Origin of the sequence: uncultured Acetobacteroides sp., from assembly GCF_963667355.2 — a bacterium.
Taxonomy (GTDB): Bacteria; Bacteroidota; Bacteroidia; order Bacteroidales; family ZOR0009; genus Acetobacteroides.
Genome location: NZ_OY763328.2, coordinates 3,818,270 through 3,838,084, shown reverse-complemented (window position 1 = coordinate 3,838,084; position 19,815 = coordinate 3,818,270). Strand labels below are relative to the sequence as shown.

Here is a 19,815-nt window from a genome sequence, read left to right as displayed (position 1 = left end):
GACTGATGCCCCTTTCGATCGACAACATCAACCTCGCCAGCGTAACCCTAGTTGGCGACCGCGTGCTCGTGAAGCCCAAAAGCGAGCAGGACCGCACCAAAACCGGCCTCTTCCTGCCTCCTGGAGTGCAGGAGAAGGAGTACGCCCAAGCCGGCTACGTGGTAAAGGTCGGCCCCGGCTACCCCATACCCGCCATCACCGACCCCGACGAGCCCTGGAAGGACAACAAGGAGCAGGTGAAGTACGTGCCCCTGCAACCCCAGGAGGGCGATATGGTGGTATACCTGCAAAACAGCGCCTGGGAGGTTGAGCTCAACGGCGAAAAGTTCTTCATTGTGCCCCACAACGCCATCCTGCTAATCGTGGGCAACCAAGACCTCTTCCGCTAGCGATGAAGGCCCCATTCGTCGACATCCACACGCACAACCCAAGCCGGAGCAGCCACATCAGCGTTGTTTCGGCCTTTTTAGGTGATGATGTTGCAGATGCAGAAGGCCCCTTCAGCGTTGGGGTGCATCCGTGGCATTCCGACACCCCGATAGCCGAACTGGAGCGCCGATTTGCCCCGTACCTCGACAGAGCCGTAGCCATCGGCGAAGTTGGGCTCGATAGGGCCATCAGCATTCCCATAGAGCAGCAGGCAGCGCTCCTGGCCGCGCAGCTCGACATCGCCCAGAAGCACCAGCTGCCCGTGGTGGTCCACTGCGTAAGGGCCTACTCCGACCTGCTGCCCATCATCAAACGATACAAAGAGGTAGCGTACATCCTCCACGGCTTCTACGCCAACCCCAAGCAGCTGGCCGACCTGCTGCCGTACCGCACCTACTTTTCGATGGGGATACGCGAGCTGCAACGCCCCAACGGCACCGCCATCGTGAGGAGCATTCCAGCCCACCGGCTGTTTTTGGAGACCGACGATGGCCCCGCCAGCATTGCAGAGGTGTACGATGCCGCCGCTAAGGCCATCGGAACTGATATTACAAAACTTCGAGAGCTGCTCTACCGCAGCTACACAAACCTATTTAAATGAGCAACTGGAACGAACGCACCCTTCTCCTAGTTGGCGAAGAACGCTACAAGAAGCTGGAGCAAGCCCACGTACTGGTGGTAGGCCTTGGCGGCGTTGGCGCCTATGCCGCCGAAATGATTTGCCGCGCAGGCGTTGGCACGATGACCATTGTTGATGCCGATACGGTGTCGCCATCCAACCGCAACCGCCAGCTGCCCGCACTGGAGTCCACCCACGGGCGGCTAAAGTCGGAGGTGATGCGCGATCGCCTGCAGGACATCAACCCCAAGGTTAAGCTAAACGTCATCTCCAAGTACATCAAGGGCGACGAAACCGACCTCCTACTCGACACCGCAACGTTCGACTTTGTGGTCGACTGCATCGACACGCTTGCCCCCAAGGTTAACCTCATTCAGAAAACTCTAGAGCGCAAGATACCGCTCGTAAGCAGCATGGGCGCCGGCGCAAAAACCGACCCTACGAAGATTGAGATAAATGATATTTCGAAATCGCACCACTGCCCACTTGCCCATATGCTCCGCAAGCGGTTAGGCAAGCTGGGGATAAAGAAGGGGTTTCAGGTGGTATTCTCCTCGGAATTGACGCGTCCGGAAGCCGTTGTTCTGGTGGAAAACGAGCAGAATAAGAAATCGACAGTAGGCACCATCTCGTACATGCCGCCGCTATTCGGGTGCCACTGCGCCTCGGTAGCCATACGAGGCCTGCTTGGCGAACTAGAAATAAAAAAGGAGGACTAACGTCCTCCTTTTTCTTACCGTGCAGCGTAGCTGCTAATATCTTTAAAGCCTAATAGGAAATCCTTTACCGCCATTCGCTTTTTGCCTGCCAGCTGCAGTTCCAGAATGGAAATATAGCCATTGGCGCAGGCAACCTTCACGAAGGTTTTACCATCGGACACCATCGTTCCTACAGGATCAGCGTGCGATGCCTCCTCCTTCTGCGATCGGTACACCTTCATACTCACCGCCTGTCCATCCTTTACCATCTCGAACCAAGCGGCAGGGTATGGCGATAATCCCCGAATGTGGTTGTGAATGGCATCAATGCCCTTCGACCAATCAATGCAGCAATCATCCTTAAATATCTTTGGGGCATGAATGGGTTCGTATCCGCGCTGGATGAGCTCATCCTGGCTCATAAACGTTACGTTGCCATCTGCAATGGTATTGGCCGTTTTTACCACAAGGCGAGCGCCCACCTCCATCAGGTTATCGTGAAGGATACCCGCGTTATCGTCGGGTGCAATCACAACCTCTTCCTGAAAGATGATGTTACCGGTATCGATCTCGTGCTTTAAAAAGAATGTAGTAACGCCCGATTTACTATCGCCGTTAATGATTGCCCAGTTTATGGGAGCAGCACCACGGTAGCGTGGCAGCAAAGAGCCATGCAGGTTAAACGTCCCCATTGAAGGCATCTGCCAAACCACCTCGGGAAGCATTCGGAAGGCAACCACCACGAATAAATCGGCAGCATACCCCTCTAGTTCCTTCAAAAAGTCTTCGTTGCGCAGTTTCTCGGGTTGAAGTACAGGAAGCCCCTTGCCCACCGCAAACTGCTTTACCGCCGACTGCTGTAGCTTTTGCCCACGACCCGCAGGCTTATCGGGAACGGTAACAACGGCAACCACCTCGTGTTCGCTATGGAGCAGCGCATCAAGCGATGCCACAGCAAACTCGGGAGTCCCCATAAATATAATGCGTAGCCTCTTCATCAGCTCTACTTATTATGCTCTGTCTTTGTTTTAAAAAGCCCCAACCAGTGTCCCATCTTTTCCTCCTTAGTTTTAAGGTAGAATTCGTTATGCTCGTTAGGCTCAATAACTATAGGTACATTCTCAATAATTTCCAATCCGTATCCCTCTAGGCCAATCCTCTTTGTAGGGTTGTTGGTCATAAGGCGCATCTTTTTAATGCCTAACTCGCGAAGAATTGCAGCACCTACCCCGTAGTCGCGCTCGTCGGAAGCAAAGCCTAGCATAAGGTTTGCCTCTACGGTATCGTACCCCTCTTCTTGAAGTTTATAGGCATGTATCTTATTGAAAAGACCGATTCCGCGTCCCTCTTGGTTCATGTAAACAACGGCACCTTTGCCCTCCTTGTCAACCATGCGAAGCGCCTCGTGTAGCTGAGGTCCACAATCGCAACGGTACGAGCCAAAGATATCGCCCGTTACGCACGACGAGTGAACGCGCACCAGCACATCCTCATCCTCGGTCCACTCGCCTTTGATAAGGGCTACGTGTTCGAGTCCGTTACTTTTTTGGCGGAATGGGATAAGCGAAAAGGTACCAAACTCGGTTGGCATCATCACCTTTTCACCCTTTTCGATGAGGCTCTCCTGCTCAAGGCGAAGCTTTATAAGGTCGGCAATGGAAACAATTTTAAGGTCGAACTTCTTGGCTATTTCAACCAGCTGAGGTAGACGAGCCATTGTTCCATCCTCGTTCATGATCTCGACAAGTGCACCTCCGGGGCATAATCCTGCCATTCGGGTGAGATCGACAACCGCCTCGGTATGCCCCGGACGACGAAGAACGCCCTTCTCCTTTGCCTTTAGAGGGAAGATATGCCCTGGTCGACCTAAATCTTCGGGCTTTGTATTCTGATCAACTAATGCCTTAATGGTCTTAGCCCTATCACTTGCAGATATACCAGTTGTACAACCGTCGCCAAGTAGATCGACAGAAACGGTAAATGCAGTTTCGTGGAGTGACGAGTTGCGCCCAACCATCATTTCGAGATCGAGCTCATCGCAACGCTGCTCGGTAAGCGCCACGCAGATTAGACCACGACCGTGAGTTGCCATAAAATTAACCAACTCAGGAGTGATCGTTTCGGCGGCTACCACAAAATCGCCTTCATTCTCTCGATCCTCGTTATCGACCACAATAATTGGTCGTCCACCTCTTAACTCTACCAAAGCCTCAGCAATGGTGTTCAATTTAAAACGATTGGGGTTATCTTGAATTTCAGACATTCTCTCCGACTTTTACTTGCTGATTAAATGATTTCCAAGGCAAAAGTAGCTCTTTTTCTTGCATCTAATAAAGCCGTAGAACCATTAAAAAAACTTCAAAAGCTGCCTTTTCAGACAGCTTTTGCTTTTATTATCCTCGTTTAAACTTAGTGATGCGCTTAAAGAACTGAACGTACGCATCGAGGCTCAACATCTGCGATTCGTTCATCGACTTATATGATAGGAATATCCCAATAACTAACAAGATAATAGAAGAGAACCAAGTCCCTGCAAATATCGACCACACCCCTTCTCGAGCAAACTTTTCTCCTGTTATTGAGAGAATATAGTAGGCAATAAAGAACAGCACCGAAACTACAATTGGCATTCCGAAGCCTCCCTTACGAATGATCGCGCCAAGTGGTGCACCAATAAAGAAGAATAGAAGCGCAGCAAGCGAAAGAGTGAACTTCTTGTTCATTTCTACTCCCATTCGGTTTATCTGCTCGGTGTTTGTCTGCAAGTCCCAACTATTGGCTGTAATGTACTGCTGTGCCGATTGGGCACTCGAAAGCGCATTATCGATAGTTTGCATTTTCTTTTGATTATCGAATGCATGGTATATCGAGTCAGACTCAAACACAGCCAACTTCTCCAACTTCTTTGTTGTAAAGGTGGTGTCAATCTCGTTTGCCTTTCTAAAGTACCCGGTATGAAGGAATCCACTTAGGTACATATTCACCTTATACTGGCGCTGCTTGTCGAGCGAATCGCGACTTTTAACAAGCTGATTAATGTTTTGCATCCTCTCGCTATCCTTAAACAAGCTCTCGTTGGTTCTATCGAACTTGTAGTTGTTTATTTCAACAACAATTTGATTCTTAGCAAAATAAGTATGTCTAAATGGTTTTAGTTCATAAGCCTGAGGATTACTGGAGCCCTTATCATCCTGGTAGGTATTCCCATTATAAAGGGTTACTACAAGGTAGCGCTGGTCATCGGTAATCTTCATGTAGCCAGAGTCTGCATAGGTTACATCAGTGTTTCCACTTGCCTGCTTATGGTTATATATAAGAATTCGCTTTAGCAGATTAGTTTTCTCGTCCTTAGAGCCAATTTTAAGGCTGATATTGGGGATGCCATTATAGAAGACTCCCTCGCGGATTTGCAGTTCAGGGCGCTTCTGCTGCACGTCGTAGAGCAGCGAGTATGCCTTTAGATTTACATAGGGAACTACATTATTGGAAAGGAAGAATGCCCCAACGGTAAGGAGAACCACCGCAAAGAAGAGCGGAGTCATAATACGAACCAGCGAAACACCGGCAGCCTTAAGGGCGAGCGTTTCGTTATTTTCGCCCATGTTACCCATTGCCATAAGGGTGGAAAGTAACATTGCTAGCGGTAGCGCAAGCGGCATTAGGCTAATACCAATATAGGTCATCAGCTCCGCAATAACGGTCCAGTCCAGACCCTTACCTACCAGAACATCTACCCACTTCCACAAGAACTGCATCAGCAATACAAACATCACCAGCACGAAGCTAAGCGTAAATGGACCCAAAAAGTGTTTTAGGACGAACCTATCTAATGCCTTCATCGACGAATAGTATGTTATGTCGTAATTTTTACCAAAAATGGATTGATGCGCAAAGTTAAACGATTTTTCAAAGCGCTGCTGCCTTTAATTCTATTTAATGATTACGGGAAGACCTGTGGGATATCCCCAACCATACAATGAGGATGGCCGATAATTCAGTTTCATTTTTCGATATTTTTTCACCCCAACTAAACTCCTCAAAACCTTTAAAATGCACCGCCAAACCTAGCCTATTGAAGTTTTCTTTACCAACTTTTTTTCGCAGCACCTCTTGCAGGAATAGAAAATATGCCTACATTTGCATCCGCAATCGAGAGGGTAACACCTCAACAAAAGATGGCGAGGTAGCTCAGCTGGTTAGAGCGCATGATTCATAATCATGAGGTCGCCGGATCATCCCCGGCTCTCGCTACGACTCCTGTCACGGCAGGGTTTCTTTTAGTTATTAGTTAATAGTTAGTTTTGGGGAAAAAGGTACTTCTTTACGAAGTGCCTTTTTTTATTGTTCCTACTTGTAAGATCGATGTGCAAACAATTTGCAAACAAGTTCGGGATAATCCTTCTTAGTGGCAGTTTTATCTGCTATAGATTACAATCACCTTGCTTAAATCAACCTCACCTAGTCACATTCAAACACCTAGCAAAAGTTAAGTTCTTTACAAATCAATACTTGATTCGACTAATTAATACTTAATCTTAAGAACTGTACAATAAAGGGTACTTCTTTATGAAGTGCTTTTTTATTCCCTCTATTTTAGATCTTCTGCAAAAAGATTCCAATTCCAGACTAACAGCATTTTGCACTTCTCAGCCCTGCAATTCTATAATTAAGCCCACGAAAGCAGAAAAAAGTTGGAGAACCTTACACACTACAGGCAACCTCCTCAATCTTTACGCTTATTAGCTCCATCCCTTGGAAAATTGGAGCTGATCAGCAACATATCATTCCTATAAGTCAAAAAAATTCCTTTTCTCTTCCAAAGAACTAACTCTGTAAATATCAAAGAACAACTACGCATTTAGCGTAATATCAACAAAAATATGAGGAAAATGCTTTGCGTATCTTTTTTTCTTGCTAAATTCAGCGCCATTTTTACCTCAATTACAAATCAAATGTTAACGAACAATACGAATATGGGAATAAAAAGTCGTCTTACGTTAATGAGCTTCCTCCAATTCTTCGTTTGGGGTGCGTGGCTTATAACCATCGGCACGTACTGCTTTGCCACAAAGCACTGGAGCGGAGCCGAATTTGGTGCGATATTTTCCACTATGGGAATCGCCTCTCTATTCATGCCTGCTCTGATAGGAATTATTGCCGACCGCTGGGTAAATGCAGAGAAACTATACGGCATCATCCACCTGCTAAGTGGTGCATTTATCTTTAGCCTCTCGCTTGTTGGCAACCCCAATGACTTGTTTTGGGTAATGCTTGGCGCCATGCTCTTCTACATGCCCACCATTGCCCTATCCAACTCCATTGCCTACAACGCGCTCAAGAGCAACGGCTACGATGTTGTTAAGGACTTTCCGCCCATCCGCGTTTGGGGAACTGTGGGCTTTATTGTGGCCATGTGGGTAACCAACCTTACCGGCAACAAGGCCACAGAATTCCAGTTCTACATCTCGTCGACCGCGTCACTTGTCCTCTTCCTTTACTCATTCACATTGCCCAAGTGCCCTCCACAAAAGGATGCATCAGCAAGCAAGACGTGGGTAGAGACCTTTGGGCTCAACGCCTTTAAGCTATTTGCCAACTACAAGATGGCGCTGTTCTTTATTTTTTCGATGTTTCTGGGAGCCGCCTTGCAGCTGACCAACGCCTACGGAGACACCTTCCTCAACGACTTTAAGGAGATTCCGGCATACGCGAACTCGTTCGTAGTGAAGTACTCCACCATCATCATGTCCATCTCGCAGATGTCGGAAACGCTGTTTATCCTAGCCATTCCATTCTTCCTAAAGCGATTTGGGATTAAAAACGTAATGCTCATCAGCATGCTGGCATGGGTGCTCCGCTTCGGGCTATTCGCCTTTGGCGACCCACAAGGCGGCCTTTGGATGATCATCCTCTCGTGCATCGTTTACGGAATGGCGTTCGACTTCTTTAATATTTCGGGTTCTCTTTTTGTTGAAACCACCACCGACTCTAAGATTCGCTCCAGCGCACAAGGCCTGTTTATGATGATGACCAACGGCTTTGGTGCTGTAATGGGCAGCTTGTCGAGTGGATTTATCATCGACAGGTTCTTTACCAGCAATGGGCATAAGGATTGGCACGGGATCTGGCTTACATTTGCCATCTATGCGCTTGTGGTAGCCATTTTATTCTCCATCTTCTTTAAGCATAAGCACAAGCCAGAAGCTGCAAATCAAGATGTAGAAGTTTCCAAAAGATCAGAAAAAGACTTGAAACCATCCACGTCCGAGATTTAACGACGTACACCAAATAAACGGGAGGGACATGAAGTTTTAATTCCCTCATGTCCCTCCCATACCACCACACGTGCGATTCCTAGCCTTAGTCCATTCCTGCATATGCGATGTGCCGTTCCTCTTTTCCGACGAGAAACAGCCCCCTTCCCCACTCTTCCTATCCCGCCCTACTCTTGCGGTAAGGAACCTCGATTTCATATGAAAGAATAGCCTTTTCCTCCCCCCAGGCAACTCCTTCCATACCAGGGATAGCATCTCCAACAGCACAGAAAACTCTTACCAGAGCACGGATAACTCCTTTCCCTGCATAGGAAACTCTTTACATGGCATAGAAAGTTCCTCCCTTGGCACAGAAGGCTCCTCCCTTGGCACAGATAACTCCTCCGATGGCACGGCAAACTCTTTCTATGGCACAGGAAACTCTTTTCTTGGCACGAAAAAACTCCTCCGACGGCACGGAAGGCTCCTCCGATGGCACGAATGACTCCTCCAATGGCACAGATAACTCCTCTTATGGCACGAAAAGATCCTCCCTTGGCACCGAAAGTTCCTTCGACGGCACGAGAAACTCTTCCCGCTGCATCAGCAACAGCTTTCAGAGCTCGGAAATGTGCAGCTATCGGAGAAAAGAAGCAGGTGCTTGGGTAGACAAGGATATGGCTCTACCAAATTCTGGGGATAAATCCCTTCTTTCGACTCTCCATTCAACAGTTTTGGAGTTGAATTCTTACGGAACTCCGTTCACCTGCATTGTATGCGGGGTAAATTGTATTCAATCCTTTCGGACTACGGCTCAGCGACCAGCATTCGACACCTGTCAGGGACGAGCACAGAACAAGTTGCCTCTATTACGGAAAAACTCGACAAGAACTTCAACTGAAATTGCTCCGAAAGAAGGGTGAGAGACTAGGAATTTCGCGGCAATTCAACGACAATAAAAAACCGGAAGGCCTTTGATGGACATCCCGGTTTATTTCCCCGTACTGCCGAAAAAGCAATATTTAGCAGGCTGCAGGGTAACGCTTGATTAGCTTATTCTGACGCATCGCTGCCTTTAGGAAACGTTTTACCCCAATTGGCTTATATCCGCGCGATCGGTTAAGCGCACCAACTTTGAACAGCAGGCTTTGCGTTCGAAATAACTCGCGGTATAATCCAATCAAAGAAACCTCAGGATCCCACGCATGAATTGCCTCTGCCCCTGCCCCATTAATCTCTATTATAGAAAATCCGCTGCCGGCTTTAAGCTGCTCGGTAGACTCAAATCGAATGTCAAATCGTCCGAAGTAGAATTCGGGCATGCTGCGTGCAATTTCATCAAAACGAGAGTTTAACTCGTCTGTAATCAAGTGGCTCGCATCCCTGTATAGTCCACCAACACGAATGCTCCCTATAAAAGAAAGCCTTACCAACTCGCCTGCATCAGGAACTTGGTTGAGGTGCCTATCATCGAAGCCTAAATGCTCTGAGCATTGCCCCATATAGTACTTAGACCGAAGCTTCGAGCGAGGATTACTCTTGATTAGCTCCCGAATGGTCGATTCTCCATCACCAACAACGTAGGGAAAGTAACGTAAAGCAACTGCAGTAATGCGTCCCTTTTCCTTCCCTGGCTCCCGAACGTAGAAAACGCCAGCTTCCCCGTCGAAAGCAACAAGCCGTTGGATCAGCATCCTTTCGCCAGCAGGATAGGCAGAAACATAGTCGAAAAGGTGATCGTAATCAGCAACCAACCGCACTCCATACCCCTGCCATCCAACATCAGGCTTAACCACTACAGGGAATTTGATGTCATTCTCCTCCATAAGCAGGAGGGCTTTCTTGACATCATTTTCTGGGGATTCACAAGTGCGCTCGATAGTCACGAATTCGGCTAGCCATAGTTGCTGTTCGGCACCAACCTGCTGCATGGTATCGCTCTTCGACTCGCCCCAATACCCCCCTGTTTCGATCAGGGGATTAGAAATAGTAGGAAGCGTAAGGCTACGATAGCGAATCGAAAGAAGCATCCATCGTAAACCTATAGGAATATAGAATAGCCCATTGGGGAGCTGCTCGGCAAATGAAACCACGCGCTTAATCCCTTCGAGCGAAGGCATTCCCATATGCTTGCTTATTAGCATCGGAATAAATTTACCTCGGCTTAACGCAGCAAGCAACGAAGGTGGCACATCGCCCAACACCTGCTTCGACGTTTTGCTCCATTTTGGTTTTAGGGTATTTCGCATGGCCAACAGCACCACGACTGCCAGCACAACACCCCAAGACCATACGCCCAAGTGCTCCAACACGAGCTTCCCAAAAAAGATAACAATAGTTAGTACGATGGAGGAGTATATGGCACCAGATAGTATTGAAACTACTGCAAAACGCTTGAACGAAAGCTTAAACCATCCACATGCAACAAAAGTAGGGAATAATAAACCTGGCGTAATTCGACAAATAACAAGCACATGAACCATATTCGATTCAAGCCACATCCTCAACTTCTCAACCTTTGGTCCAATTATTTTCGATTTCAGCCAAGCATTCCGCTGTGCAACATGTCCGAGTCCATAGATAAGCAAGTCTCCTACCACAATGCCCAAGTAAACGCTTAAGTAGGCCATTAGAAGGGGTAGCTGATGCTCAACTCGAGAAAACGCAGCTGCTAGAATTGCCGCATCCTCATGAATAAATGTCAAGAAAAAAATGGCGATGCAGTGCTTGAACCAAACTAAAGTAAAGGAATTCATGTATGTATGCTTTACAGTAATCTAAACGCCCTGAATCTACAAAATTTTATTTACTTAACATTTATTTAACCTAACAAATCGCCATTAAAAAAAAAGAGAAGCCAAAATCGCATTGTCCAATACGCTTTCGGCTTGGTCTACTTCACATAAATCCTATAATCGAGCACCTCTACCACGTCTCCAACACGAATCTTTGCGCGCTTACGGCTTTCTAGTGCACCATTCAGCCTTACAACACCATCGTCTACCATAATTCCTGCTTCAGCCCCATTAGCGGCAACATTTACAACTTTTAAGAGTTGGCTTAGCTGTATGAAATCTCCTTTGGTCAGGGCAAATTCTACTGTCTTCATTTGTTTAACTTGATGTAAAAAGAAAAGGCCACCCAAAGGTAGCCTTTTCTAAGTATTGTAATTAATGGTTTATGCTTTTGATGCACTTAGCGTAACCCGCTCAAGCCACCTTACCATTGAAAGCATTACGATCATTGAAGCCGCAGTAGCACCCACAAACACCAACCAACAAGCCCAGATTGGCACTGTTGTGTAAAGAATACCTCCTATAAATAGGAGAGAGTTTCCTACAGCAGTAGCAGCCAACCAAGCACCTTGCATTAAGCCCTGCAGATGAGGAGGAGCAACCTTCGAAACAAAGGAAAGCCCAAGCGGAGAAATAAACAGTTCGGCTACCGTTAGGATAAAGTAAAGGATAACCATAATCCAAGGAGTAACGCGTATTGCACTAATCTGAGTCTCAGACATGGTATTAAGAACCTCCTTTGAAGGTAGTACAAAAGAGAAAATCATTAGGAAAATGTATGCTAAAGCAGCAATCCCCATACCAATAGCAATCTTCATTGGAGTTGATGGCTCGATACGCTTACGCTTCAATGTGCCAAAGAACCACATGATAAATGGAGTTAGGGTTACCACAAAGAATGGGTTAACGCTTTGGAAAATCTCCGCACCCTTTATGCTTGTAAACCCTAGGTCAATGTTGATTACGCTCAAATCCACATAATCACGGGCAAATAAGGTTAGCGAGTAACCATTTTGGTGGAACGAAAGCCAGAAGAAAATAACCACACCGAAAACTGCAAATAGAGCATAAATGCGCTGTTTGATCTCATTTGCGCTCATTTGAACCTCTTCTCTGGTAATCTTATGCTCCTCACCTTTCGCTACAGCCTTCTTTGAAGGATCTGGGAACTTATTCTTATTAACCAAGAAAATAACCAACGAAATAACCATTGCTACAATAGCAGCCATGAAAGCGTATTGGAATCCACGATTGAAGACATCAAGATAGTTGTTAACAAAAGCAGAAAGATCGGTTACAGGCACTTTATTTAGCACTGCAGCATTGGCATAATCTTGAAGGCGAGCAAGCGATTCCGAGTTCATATTAGCCCCCTCAGCAAGGTACTTATGGCAAAGTTCAGGAAGACTAGCATTGTAGTCAAAGTTATTAACCTTCAACCACCAGTTTCTTACACCAATTGCAATAAATGGAGCAAAGAAGCCACCTATATTAATGAACATGTAGAATATCTGAAATCCGAAATCTCTCCTATCGCTAAACTCGTTGTTGTCGTACATCTGACCAACAAGCGCTTGAAGATTCCCCTTGAAAAGACCATTACCAAAAGCAATGACAAGAAGCCCTAAGCAGGTTAGCGTTAAGTATAACCCAAAATTTGGAACAGGAGTAGGCGTTGGAATTGAGATCAAAAGATATCCAACAGCCATCAATATCAACCCAAATAGGATTGTCCCCTTGTAATTCTTAGTTCTGTCTGCAATAACCCCTCCAACCAATGCTAACAAATAGATTGAAGCGTAAAATGCTGAATAAATATATCCAGTTGTAGTTTCGGATAGGCCAAACTTAGCAGATATAAACAGCGTTAATATCGCCATCATGATGTAGAACCCGAAGCGCTCCCCCATGTTGGCCATGGCAGCGGCTAAGAGTCCTTTGGGATGTTGTTTAAACATATCGATTGTTGTTTTTAATTAGTGTTAACGTCTGTAAGCGTGCAGGCAAAGATATCAATAAACCTCGTTCGTACAAGAGCGCTGCTTTCATTTATAACGAATAATTATTTACAATGCTTACATATTTTAACCAAAACAGAACAAACAGCAATGCTGTCGGCTTTTTTATCACTACAACACCTACAAATCGAAGCTGACAACAATCATCTAGCGACGAACTTGGCAGATAAACCTTCCATTACATGATTGTAGAATAGCAGGAAATCATCAACAAACTCTAACAAGACTACTTTCTGTTGTCTATATTTGTTTCGCTAGATAATAATGCTGAAAAAACATCATCATGAAGATATTTCCGGCCGAACTAGTTAAGGCTATAGACCAGTATACGATTGCCAATGAGCCAATAGCATCCACAGATTTAATGGAGCGAGCATCGATAGCCATTGTAGCAAGGATTATGGAGCTATACCCCGATACCAACCAAGAGTTTGCCATTTTCGCAGGCTCGGGGAATAATGGTGGCGACGGGTTGGCTGTTGCCCGAATCCTTTCGCATCAAGGATATCGTATACAAATCTATTTCATTCAAACCACGCCAAACACAACTTCTGACACAACCATCAACTTCGCCCGTATTGAGCCATCAGAAAGTCTTACCCTCGAGACGTTGAAGCCAGAAGCGGTTATTCCGTTCATCACCCCAGAAACGGTAATCATTGATGCCCTCTTTGGTTCTGGAATCAATCGTCCTCTTGATGGGTTTAACCGGCATATGGTGGAGTTTATAAACGACAGCGGCTGCACGATAGTCTCTGTTGATCTGCCTTCCGGTCTTATGGCAGAAGATAACTCGACAAATGATACAAATGCCATCATCAGGGCTGACTATACGATAACTTTAGAACTTCCTAAGCTTGCACTGCTGCTGCCCGAAAACGACCAGTACGTTGGGGAGCTAAGCATTGTACCAATTGGCCTACACCCAAAGGCTCTTGATGGATTTCCTAGCAGCATGCATTTTGTTACCAACGAAATGGCATCGAAGATGCTCTACAAAAGACGTAAGTTTGCACATAAAGGAACGTTTGGGCACTGCTACCTTATTGCAGGGTCGCAAAAAATGCTCGGAGCATCCATTCTATCGTCTAAAGCCTGTATGAAAACGGGAACAGGGCTGCTTACTACGCATATTCCTGCCGGATTGCAAACCGCTTTAAACATTGCCGTTCCCGAAGTCATTATCGACCAGGATAGCAATTCGGCATATTTCACCCAGTATTCGAGCATCACCAGCTTCGATGCTATTGGTATTGGTCCGGGATTAGGAACTAATGCAGCAACGGTGGCTACGCTAGCGCAGCTGCTTGCCGATGCCCGCAGGATGCCCATGGTGATTGATGCCGATGGACTTAACAACATCGCCTATAATAAGGATCTACTTAAAGTACTTCCTAAATTTGCCATACTAACCCCTCACCCCAAGGAGTTCGAGCGCCTTGCCGGAAGCTGGAACAACGATATAGAGAAGCTGCAGCTGCTTAATCAATTTGCCAAAGAGCATAGCGCCTACATCGTGCTAAAAGGAGCACATACCATTGTAGCCTCACCCGATGGGCGACTTTGGTTTGCTTCGGTGGGTAACCCAGGAATGGCAACAGCAGGCAGCGGCGATGTGCTTACCGGTATCATTTTAAGTTTACTTGGACAAGGATACTCTCCCGAAGAGGCTTCAATTCTAGGAGTTCATCTGCACGGATTGGCAGGAGATATTGCTGCAAAGGAAGAGAGTCAGGAAGCGCTTATCGCATCTAGCATTGTCGACTGCATTGGTAAAGCATTTAAATTCCTTTGGGAAATCAGAAATTTGTAAGTTTGTAATGCCAAACTCAACGAGATCCCTCACTTGCTTGCAATAGGGTTCATCTATCATTTAAAACTAAAGTATGATGACAAAAAGATACTGCTTAACTGCTGCTTTACTTTTAGGAGCAGCAGCTGGAATGGCTCAAAAGACAGTGAATTCATATCCTGTATCAGACGGCATTAAGCCTGGTGGCTACATTTACTCGCTACCACTTACTACAATCAACTTTAAAGTTAAGGTAGCGCATCTGTCGTTTAAGAGCGGACCATACGCCCAATTTGCCCAGAAGTACTTAGGTATAACCGATGCTGAACAATCGGATAAGGAGTACCACCGCTTGTTGAGCATTGGTAGCGGAACCAGCGAAGAGGCTGATTCCCAAAACACCTACGTTGCTGAAGCGGCATCTGGCACCGACATGACGTTTCTTGAGCTCACCAATCAGGGATTGATTGTGCCTACTGCGTTTGTCACCCAAATTCCTGCACAGCCAATTCCGGCCAAGGGGCTTAAGATAGCGCCTCCATTTACCGATCTTGGAGCCGATCCCTCAATCTACAAAGAGAAAGCCACCTTCTTCTCTGATGTGAAAATGGACACCGCATTCGTAAAGGTTCCCGTTCAGAAAAGCATGCTGGTAGAGAAGAGCCCAGAATCCAGAGCATCCGACGCTGCAAACTTCATCTTTAACCTTCGCAAGCGCAGAGTAGACCTCGTTTCGGGAGACATCGAAAACGTGTTCAACAATGGCGAAGCGCTTAAGGTTGCCCTTAAAGAGATAAACCGCCTTGAGCAAGAATACCTATCGCTCTTCATCGGGAAAACGTACGTAGATTCATTAACCTACAGCTTCGACTATACGCCCAAGAATGGAAGCGGTAAATCGTCGGCTATCCTATTCCGTTTCTCGGAGAATAAGGGGGTTGTTGCCGAAAACGACCTGTCTGGTAAGCCTGTAATGGTAGAAGTTACCCCTACCAACGCCACACAACAGGTGCCTAGCAACATCAGCGACAAGGGCAAAGATGCCGTTATAATGGCTCGCTACCCCGAGGTTTGCACCGTGAAAGTTATTGATGGTAAAGAGCTCCTATTCTCATCGAAGGCAGCCATATCGCAAGCCGGGAAAGTTGTTCGCATGCCCATTTCGTTCCCTTCTTCTAAGAGGTAATCAAATATAAAAGCACCAAAAAAGCCTGACAGGTAGCTGTCAGGCTTTTTTTATGAATCAATGATTTGCTCATTTATGTTTTGACTTCCTTATTCGCTCTACTAGGCGGTAGTACTGCTTTTTCACCTTTCGGTAAACAGCAATATAGCGCCAGATTCCTACTGCAAGAATTACGGGAGCTCCCCAAAGAAGAAAATAGCCAAGTTCTTCGATCTGTCCAAGAGCAGCCAACCTAACAATGGTAAATCCGGCACTGGCAAAAACTACCGAGGTTCGGAAGTAGGCTAAAAAGGTTCGCTCGACCGCTAAGTTGGTACGCTCAACCGCCAATGCATCGTTAAGGTTTAGCTCCTCCAGTATCTCTTCTTCGACTTTTAGTCTCATAAATGCGCTAATAACATGGTACTATAAAAACGTCAGGCCACATCAATTGTTTCTGCTGAATCAGAAAACAAAATCCTTGCAACCACAGAATGCGCTACAAGGATTTTGAAGTTTATCTTGACAACCTACGACTGCTAGCTTCCGCTAAATAGTCGTTCGAGCCAGTTTTTCCCAGACTTGAAGCTGCGCAGGTAGATCTTTTGCCCTACAGCAAGCGTATCACCTGGCTTCATCTCGTTCTTCTTGTAGAGAGCCTTTAGCTTCATACCGTAGCTTTGGGCTATTTGGTACATGGTGTCGCCATCTTTTACGGTGTAGAACTCGTTGCCCTTTGATGCCTTATTGCGCTTGGGCTGGATGTAGATTCGCTGCCCTGATCTGATCACAGAATCAGCCGTTAGGTCGTTATACTTGTTCAGCTGCCAGCGCATCAGCCCATACTGGTCGGCTAGCTTATCAACCGAATCGCCATCCTTGGCAACAACAAACTTAACGCCATTGCACTCCGAGGCGTTGCGCCTGTTGTAGATGTCGACCACAAAGTTGTCGTCGCTCGATACCTTAGAGCCGTTGCGCTTCTTTTTATTACCTGTTGTTGCAGCAGGCTTATTGGCAAAGGTGATATCTACCCCCTTATCGAGCAGGAAGAGCTGGTCGTCCTCGATCTCCTTTATCAGGATTTCGGCGTAGCGTGGATTGGTGGCGTAGCCCGCCTTTTTTAGGCCATACGCCCACGACCTGTAATCGGTGGTGGGCAGCTCGAAAAGGAATGCGTACCGCCTGTTCGAGAGCAGGTACTTCGAGTGGTCCTCGAACGACTGGCGCACGTCATCGTACTTGCGGAAGCACTCCTGTGGGGCATCGTCGTCGTGGTGGATGGTGGCACCGGCCCAGTCCTTATGGCACTTGATGCCAAAGTGGTTGTTGGCCTCGGTGGCAAGGCGGCCATTGCCGTTGGCCGATTCGATAAGCGCCTGAGCCATGATGATGGAGGCGGGAACGCCATTCTTCTTCATCTGCTCGATGGCAATGTCCTTATACTTCTCGATGTACTGCTCTTTGGTCATTCGATCGGCGAAAGCCAGAGAGGATAACAGGCACAGCACAAGCCCTAACACTAATGGTCGCATACTTTTCAACATAAAAAAAACGGGGTTTGCAGGTGCTAAAGTAATTTCAAAGGGTTACTTTTACAAATCGGAATACAAAATAAAATCAACTATAATCCGTCCAAATGGAAAAAACCTTCATCTTTAACTATAAAGAGTATGCATCGCAGGATGAGCTGGCCAGCATCGATAAGGAGCTAATTGCACGTGCGCTCGACGCCCAAAAAAAGGCGTACGCACCCTACTCCAACTTTCAGGTGGGAGCGGCAATTCTTTTTGAAGATGGTACAATTGTTACCGGCAGCAACCAGGAAAATGCGGCATACCCATCGGGGCTATGCGCCGAGCGTACGGCCATGTTCTACGCGCAGGCCACCTACCCCGAAAAGACGATCGCGGCCATTGCCATTACCTCGGCTACCGCGCACGTGGCCAACCGCAAGCCGGTGTTCCCCTGCGGCTCGTGCCGCCAGGTGCTGCTCGAGAGCGAGCAGCGCAACGGCAAGCCCATCCGGGTGATCTGCTACGGAGCCGACGACATCATTGAGGTTGGTTCGGCGGCAAGCCTGCTTCCGCTCCACTTCATCTTCGAGAAATAAAAAAAGAGCCTAACCGAAACGTTAGGCTCTTTTTTTTGCGGGCTGCCCTACCAGAGGTCGACCTGATCGAGCCAGCTGTTCATAAACGCGAAGGGCAGCAGAATGGCAAAGAATATCTTCAGCATCATCAAAATCATCATTCCAGAGTTTAGCACCAGGGAGATGATTGCCAGAATGCGCCCCGTGGAGAGGTTGCTGTAGGAGCTGGGCAGGAACTGATCGGGGTGATTCATGTAGAGCCGGAGGTCCTTATTGGCCAGCACAAGGGCAATGGCGGCAAGGATGAAGCCCGTGAGGCCGAAGCAGCAGCAGGTTGCCAGCGAAATAATTGAGAGCGTTAACACCAGGTTGGCGTTAGGGAGCGGTTGCTGAAAGCGAATCTCTTCCATAGGTTTAGCGTTACGTTAGTTGAAAATATAGTTTAGTATGATGGCGGCGACATCGATCCCAAAGAGGATTTTGATGACCACCGTTCCATGCTTAAAGCCAAAGATGAGGTGCAGCACCAGAAAGGCGAAGAGCAGCAGCATCGGGATTAATGCCCAGTGGTAGCCGAGGCTGGCCGATAGGTTTCCCTTTAGCAGCTCGATGAACGCCCGCTGCATGCCGCAGGTGGGGCAGTCGACCCCGAAGCACTGCTTAAAGAAGCAGGGGAGCAGATGTTGCTGAAGCCAGCTGGCAAGGTTTACGAGCATACCGCCGCGTTTTTCCGTTTTGGGTTATAGTACGTCCTTTTTACCGGCACCATCCTCGCCGTGCTTCTTCTTGGCCTTCGCGGCAAGGGTTTGGCGCGCGCGCACCTGCTGCCTCAGCGTGTCTATCTCGCGGTTGAGGTGGGCCACCAGCCCGTCGTACTCGGGGCGAGGGTCGACTAGGTTGAGCGCGTTGAGCATCTCGAAGAGGGCGGCGCACTGCCTGCAGGCCACCTTTGCGAGCGTGTAGGCCGATACCGGCTCGGCCTCCTTCACCTTTACCTCGCTGAGCAGCCGGCTGTCCTCCTCGTACTCGGCCTGCGCCGCCATTACCACCTCCCACTGCGCGGTGGCGCTAAGCGCCTTCAGGGCGGCAACGTACCGCTCGTTGGTGGTGAAGAGGCTGTTCAGCCCGTAGAGCGCCGAGCTCTCCTTGTCGAGCTTCAGGCGCTGCACGCTTCCGGCATCCTTCAGCGCCCGGTAAACGAGGTTGGCCGCCTCGTTGACGGCCGGGTTGGTGCTGTGGACAAAGGCCTCGGCAAGGCTCTTGAAGCAGAGGTACTCGCTATCGCGCTTGGAGTCCATCGCCCTCTTATTCTTGATTTCGACGATGTAGGCAGCCCGCGCCAGCACCCGCTCCAGCACGGCGATGGTTGCTTCGAGCCGCTCCACCAGCTCCGCTAGCTTAGGGGTAAGGTTGGCGCTCGACCGAAAGAGGGCAGCGACCTGCCGGGAGAAACTGAACGCCTCGCCAATCTGTAGTGCAGCAAAATGGATGGATTTCGTTTTCATGCTGACATCGGGTTCTCGAATAATTAATCGTTAAATAAACTCAAAAGCACTAATAAAAACAAGGAAAAGCTAAAATAGATGTTCAACCTCCGCCCGAGGATGATGGCTGCCCAAGAGAAGCACCAAAACTCAGCTTGAGGATGAAGACCTCCTTGTCGATAGGGAAAAACTCAGTTTGAGGATGGAGGGGTCTCTAGCAAAGCATCGAAACTCAGCCTGAGGATGGAGGTATGGCTGGAAAAACGGGGAAACTCAACCTGAGGATGGAGGCTTTGGGCAAAAACCACCAAAACTCAGCCTGAGGATCGAGGCCTACGGATGGGCACATAAAAACTCAAGCTGAGGATTGAGGCCTCTGGAGGAAACCGCAAAAACTCAGCTTGAGGATGGATAATCCATTATAAAAAACAGCAATACACAGTCCGTATATGCCCTTGGGGGCAGCCAA

The 19,815-nt window shown here is 47.7% G+C and carries 18 protein-coding genes and 1 tRNA gene; 8 read left to right on the top strand and 11 right to left on the bottom strand.

Annotated elements, in window-relative coordinates:
• Positions 1-5: 5 nt before the first annotated feature.
• Genes ACHZA1_RS15880 through ACHZA1_RS15870 form a run of 3 tightly spaced genes read left to right on the top strand, consistent with a single transcriptional unit; the run spans position 6 to position 1,767 of the window.
• Positions 6-389 carry a co-chaperone GroES family protein gene (locus ACHZA1_RS15880; protein ID WP_320052844.1) on the top strand — a complete coding sequence of 128 codons (384 nt, stop codon included), beginning with the start codon at positions 6-8 and terminating at the stop codon, positions 387-389.
• A 2-nt stretch (positions 390-391) separates the two neighbouring features.
• Positions 392-1,030 (top strand): TatD family hydrolase, encoded by a 639-nt coding sequence (locus ACHZA1_RS15875; protein ID WP_320052843.1) that lies wholly within the window; start codon positions 392-394, stop codon positions 1,028-1,030.
• Positions 1,027-1,767, top strand: coding sequence for a tRNA threonylcarbamoyladenosine dehydratase (locus ACHZA1_RS15870; RefSeq protein WP_320052842.1), 741 nt, complete (start codon positions 1,027-1,029; stop codon positions 1,765-1,767). Before ACHZA1_RS15875 ends, ACHZA1_RS15870 begins: the two co-directional genes overlap by 4 nt.
• A 14-nt stretch (positions 1,768-1,781) precedes the next feature.
• Here the strand turns inward: ACHZA1_RS15870 and fmt are convergent, their stop codons facing one another.
• From fmt to ACHZA1_RS15855, 3 genes are all read right to left on the bottom strand, one after another.
• Positions 1,782-2,744, bottom strand: coding sequence for a methionyl-tRNA formyltransferase (gene fmt / locus ACHZA1_RS15865; protein ID WP_320052841.1), 963 nt, complete (start codon positions 2,742-2,744; stop codon positions 1,782-1,784).
• Between the two features lie 5 nt (positions 2,745-2,749).
• Positions 2,750-4,009: a bifunctional 3,4-dihydroxy-2-butanone-4-phosphate synthase/GTP cyclohydrolase II gene (locus ACHZA1_RS15860; protein ID WP_320052840.1), complete on the bottom strand. Its 1,260-nt coding sequence runs from the start codon at positions 4,007-4,009 to the stop codon at positions 2,750-2,752.
• 130 nt (positions 4,010-4,139) lie between these two features.
• Complete coding sequence (locus ACHZA1_RS15855) at positions 4,140-5,585, bottom strand: LptF/LptG family permease (protein WP_320052839.1); 1,446 nt, start codon at positions 5,583-5,585, stop codon at positions 4,140-4,142.
• A gap of 338 nt (positions 5,586-5,923) precedes the next feature.
• On the opposite strand from ACHZA1_RS15855, the gene ACHZA1_RS15850 reads away from it, so the two are divergent.
• Positions 5,924-5,997: transfer RNA gene (locus ACHZA1_RS15850), tRNA-Met, on the top strand.
• Between the two features lie 722 nt (positions 5,998-6,719).
• A complete protein-coding gene (locus tag ACHZA1_RS15845) occupies positions 6,720-8,021 on the top strand; it encodes a nucleoside permease (RefSeq protein WP_320052838.1) in 1,302 nt (433 codons plus the stop codon).
• Between the two features lie 1,001 nt (positions 8,022-9,022).
• On the opposite strand, the gene ACHZA1_RS15840 is transcribed toward ACHZA1_RS15845, so the two are convergent.
• From ACHZA1_RS15840 to ACHZA1_RS15830, 3 genes are all read right to left on the bottom strand, one after another.
• Entirely contained in the window at positions 9,023-10,756 is a 1,734-nt protein-coding gene (locus ACHZA1_RS15840) for a VTT domain-containing protein (RefSeq protein ID WP_320052837.1), read from the bottom strand.
• Between the two features lie 137 nt (positions 10,757-10,893).
• Positions 10,894-11,109: an RNA-binding S4 domain-containing protein gene (locus ACHZA1_RS15835; protein ID WP_320052836.1), complete on the bottom strand. Its 216-nt coding sequence runs from the start codon at positions 11,107-11,109 to the stop codon at positions 10,894-10,896.
• A 69-nt stretch (positions 11,110-11,178) separates the two neighbouring features.
• Complete coding sequence (locus tag ACHZA1_RS15830; protein ID WP_320052835.1) at positions 11,179-12,753, bottom strand: peptide MFS transporter; 1,575 nt, start codon at positions 12,751-12,753, stop codon at positions 11,179-11,181.
• Between the two features lie 343 nt (positions 12,754-13,096).
• Between ACHZA1_RS15830 and ACHZA1_RS15825 the strand changes: the two genes are divergently transcribed.
• Together ACHZA1_RS15825 and ACHZA1_RS15820 are read left to right on the top strand one after the other, a co-directional pair.
• On the top strand, positions 13,097-14,626 hold the full coding sequence (locus ACHZA1_RS15825) for an NAD(P)H-hydrate dehydratase (RefSeq protein ID WP_320052834.1): 1,530 nt from the start codon (positions 13,097-13,099) through the stop codon (positions 14,624-14,626).
• 73 nt (positions 14,627-14,699) lie between these two features.
• The gene (locus ACHZA1_RS15820; RefSeq protein ID WP_320052833.1) at positions 14,700-15,791 is read left to right on the top strand and encodes a DUF4831 family protein; all 1,092 of its coding nucleotides are present in this window, start codon (positions 14,700-14,702) and stop codon (positions 15,789-15,791) included.
• 69 nt (positions 15,792-15,860) lie between these two features.
• Here ACHZA1_RS15820 and ACHZA1_RS15815 read toward each other — a convergent pair whose 3' ends face one another.
• Both ACHZA1_RS15815 and ACHZA1_RS15810 read right to left on the bottom strand, forming a co-directional pair.
• Positions 15,861-16,175: a DUF202 domain-containing protein gene (locus tag ACHZA1_RS15815; RefSeq protein WP_320052832.1), complete on the bottom strand. Its 315-nt coding sequence runs from the start codon at positions 16,173-16,175 to the stop codon at positions 15,861-15,863.
• Between the two features lie 134 nt (positions 16,176-16,309).
• Positions 16,310-17,242: a glucosaminidase domain-containing protein gene (locus tag ACHZA1_RS15810; RefSeq protein ID WP_320052831.1), complete on the bottom strand. Its 933-nt coding sequence runs from the start codon at positions 17,240-17,242 to the stop codon at positions 16,310-16,312.
• A 167-nt stretch (positions 17,243-17,409) separates the two neighbouring features.
• On the opposite strand from ACHZA1_RS15810, the gene cdd reads away from it, so the two are divergent.
• Positions 17,410-17,883, top strand: coding sequence for a cytidine deaminase (gene cdd, locus ACHZA1_RS15805; RefSeq protein WP_320052830.1), 474 nt, complete (start codon positions 17,410-17,412; stop codon positions 17,881-17,883).
• A 47-nt stretch (positions 17,884-17,930) separates the two neighbouring features.
• Here the strand turns inward: cdd and ACHZA1_RS15800 are convergent, their stop codons facing one another.
• The 3 genes from ACHZA1_RS15800 to ACHZA1_RS15790 are packed head-to-tail and all read right to left on the bottom strand — an operon-like array spanning position 17,931 to position 19,367.
• A complete protein-coding gene (locus tag ACHZA1_RS15800; protein WP_320052829.1) occupies positions 17,931-18,272 on the bottom strand; it encodes a CCC motif membrane protein in 342 nt (113 codons plus the stop codon).
• Between the two features lie 15 nt (positions 18,273-18,287).
• Positions 18,288-18,578 carry a DUF2752 domain-containing protein gene (locus ACHZA1_RS15795; RefSeq protein ID WP_320052828.1) on the bottom strand — a complete coding sequence of 97 codons (291 nt, stop codon included), beginning with the start codon at positions 18,576-18,578 and terminating at the stop codon, positions 18,288-18,290.
• Between the two features lie 24 nt (positions 18,579-18,602).
• Entirely contained in the window at positions 18,603-19,367 is a 765-nt protein-coding gene (locus ACHZA1_RS15790) for a DUF6261 family protein (RefSeq protein WP_320052827.1), read from the bottom strand.
• Positions 19,368-19,815 lie beyond the last annotated feature (448 nt).

Bases quoted from the DNA above. Each gene is read 5' to 3' on its own strand.
- ACHZA1_RS15870 (WP_320052842.1), top strand. From the start codon at position 1,027: ATGAGCAACTGGAACGAACGCACCCTTCTCCTAGTTGGCGAAGAACGC.
- ACHZA1_RS15845 (WP_320052838.1), top strand. From the start codon at position 6,720: ATGGGAATAAAAAGTCGTCTTACGTTAATGAGCTTCCTCCAATTCTTC.
- ACHZA1_RS15830 (WP_320052835.1), bottom strand. From the start codon at position 12,753: ATGTTTAAACAACATCCCAAAGGACTCTTAGCCGCTGCCATGGCCAAC.
- ACHZA1_RS15880 (WP_320052844.1), top strand. From the start codon at position 6: ATGCCCCTTTCGATCGACAACATCAACCTCGCCAGCGTAACCCTAGTT.
- cdd (WP_320052830.1), top strand. From the start codon at position 17,410: ATGGAAAAAACCTTCATCTTTAACTATAAAGAGTATGCATCGCAGGAT.
- ACHZA1_RS15810 (WP_320052831.1), bottom strand. From the start codon at position 17,242: ATGACCAAAGAGCAGTACATCGAGAAGTATAAGGACATTGCCATCGAG.
- ACHZA1_RS15800 (WP_320052829.1), bottom strand. From the start codon at position 18,272: ATGGAAGAGATTCGCTTTCAGCAACCGCTCCCTAACGCCAACCTGGTG.
- ACHZA1_RS15875 (WP_320052843.1), top strand. From the start codon at position 392: ATGAAGGCCCCATTCGTCGACATCCACACGCACAACCCAAGCCGGAGC.
- fmt (WP_320052841.1), bottom strand. From the start codon at position 2,744: ATGAAGAGGCTACGCATTATATTTATGGGGACTCCCGAGTTTGCTGTG.
- ACHZA1_RS15825 (WP_320052834.1), top strand. From the start codon at position 13,097: ATGAAGATATTTCCGGCCGAACTAGTTAAGGCTATAGACCAGTATACG.
- ACHZA1_RS15855 (WP_320052839.1), bottom strand. From the start codon at position 5,585: ATGAAGGCATTAGATAGGTTCGTCCTAAAACACTTTTTGGGTCCATTT.
- ACHZA1_RS15815 (WP_320052832.1), bottom strand. From the start codon at position 16,175: ATGAGACTAAAAGTCGAAGAAGAGATACTGGAGGAGCTAAACCTTAAC.
- ACHZA1_RS15820 (WP_320052833.1), top strand. From the start codon at position 14,700: ATGATGACAAAAAGATACTGCTTAACTGCTGCTTTACTTTTAGGAGCA.
- ACHZA1_RS15835 (WP_320052836.1), bottom strand. From the start codon at position 11,109: ATGAAGACAGTAGAATTTGCCCTGACCAAAGGAGATTTCATACAGCTA.
- ACHZA1_RS15795 (WP_320052828.1), bottom strand. From the start codon at position 18,578: ATGCTCGTAAACCTTGCCAGCTGGCTTCAGCAACATCTGCTCCCCTGC.
- ACHZA1_RS15840 (WP_320052837.1), bottom strand. From the start codon at position 10,756: ATGAATTCCTTTACTTTAGTTTGGTTCAAGCACTGCATCGCCATTTTT.
- ACHZA1_RS15790 (WP_320052827.1), bottom strand. From the start codon at position 19,367: ATGAAAACGAAATCCATCCATTTTGCTGCACTACAGATTGGCGAGGCG.
- ACHZA1_RS15860 (WP_320052840.1), bottom strand. From the start codon at position 4,009: ATGTCTGAAATTCAAGATAACCCCAATCGTTTTAAATTGAACACCATT.